At 45.4% G+C, this 1,246-nt stretch carries 2 protein-coding genes and 1 pseudogene; all 3 read left to right on the top strand.

What is annotated here, in order from left to right:
- On the top strand, positions 1 to 201 hold a 201-nt coding region (locus HC723_RS17570; protein ID WP_238925534.1), incomplete at its 5' end, for a hypothetical protein.
- 89 nt (positions 202 to 290) lie between these two features.
- The gene (locus tag HC723_RS16825) at positions 291 to 1,022 is read left to right on the top strand and encodes a riboflavin synthase subunit alpha (protein WP_190339910.1); all 732 of its coding nucleotides are present in this window, start codon (positions 291 to 293) and stop codon (positions 1,020 to 1,022) included.
- Between the two features lie 126 nt (positions 1,023 to 1,148).
- Positions 1,149 to 1,246 (top strand): annotated as a pseudogene (locus tag HC723_RS16820) (IS6 family transposase); the annotation flags it as partial.

Below are 1,246 nucleotides of genomic sequence, written 5' to 3'. Positions count from 1 at the left end.
ACAAGAGTCAGCTGTTTGTATTGTTTCCCCATGTGGGTACCTTGGTTATTGTTTGAGAACTTCAGCCTACGAGCAGCTGGCTCTCGTGTCTATACCAAGTGTGTCGGTTATTCTGAGAATCTAGGGTCAACTTTGCGACAGAACCCGTGTGAGTCGGTCGGGGAAGATCTGAAAATTCAGTATCTGCTGACAGATTGTTGAGATAGATCGTCAAAGACGCTAATGGCGTTCATTAGTTAAACTGTCGGAGTGAAAGAGCACTACCGATTGGATAGAAATGGAGCAAAAATATGTTTACAGGCATTGTTCAAGACGTGGCCAAAATTGCTGCTGTGGATGATCACGCTGGCATTCGAACGTTTGACGTTGAGTTTCCAGAAGACTTTTGTCAGGGACTGAATATAGGGGCTAGTGTGGCGGTAGATGGAGTCTGCCTTACGGTAACAGAAATCCTCAGCCCTACTCGGGTTAAGTTTGATGTGATTCTTCAAAGTTTACATGTGACCACCTTAGGCCGCCATATTACCGGGGAGCTCATCAATGTCGAGCGAGCAGCTAAAGATGGGGCCGAGATCGGCGGGCACCCGTTGTCGGGACACGTCGATTTTCGCGCTCAAATTGCCGATGTTGAAGAAATAGAGGGTAATTGCCGAGTCCGCATCGCCTATACCGAGGAGTGGGGCCGTTACATCTTTCCGAAAGGGTACATCGCGATCAACGGTTGCAGTTTGACCCTTTCAGATGTTGATAAGACACAAGGGTATTTTGAAGTATGGCTCATTCCGGAGACCCGACGTGTGACCACATTTAGCGACAAGCAGGCAGGAGATTGGCTCAATATTGAAATTGAACGCGGCACCCAGGTTGTGGTTGATACTATCAAAGAGACGCTTGAGCAGAAACTCGGCGTTCTTTATCCAGCGTTGGAAGCGTTAATGGAACAAAAGCAGATTGATTTAACGCAATCGCTCACAGCAGAGTTGACCCTACTGAGTCAAACAAAAACTACAGTGATGCCGTAAGACCGAGTATCTGATGATGATCTCACTTAAACTTTATTAAAGGAGATGTATGGGTTCTGTCGCAAAGTTGACGAAGTTAAGCGATATATTGATAATGCAACGTCACAATAACGGAGTATTATTAACATGAAACTTAACTTTTCAGGATGCCATTTCCCGCAAGAGATCATCATGCAAGCACTTCGTTATTACTTAGCGTACAAATTAAGTTACCGGGAAATAGA

It is taken from the genome of Vibrio sp. S11_S32 (genome assembly GCF_014694465.1).
GTDB lineage: Bacteria > Pseudomonadota > Gammaproteobacteria > Enterobacterales > Vibrionaceae > Vibrio > Vibrio algicola.
This window is presented reverse-complemented; position numbering and strand designations above follow the sequence as displayed.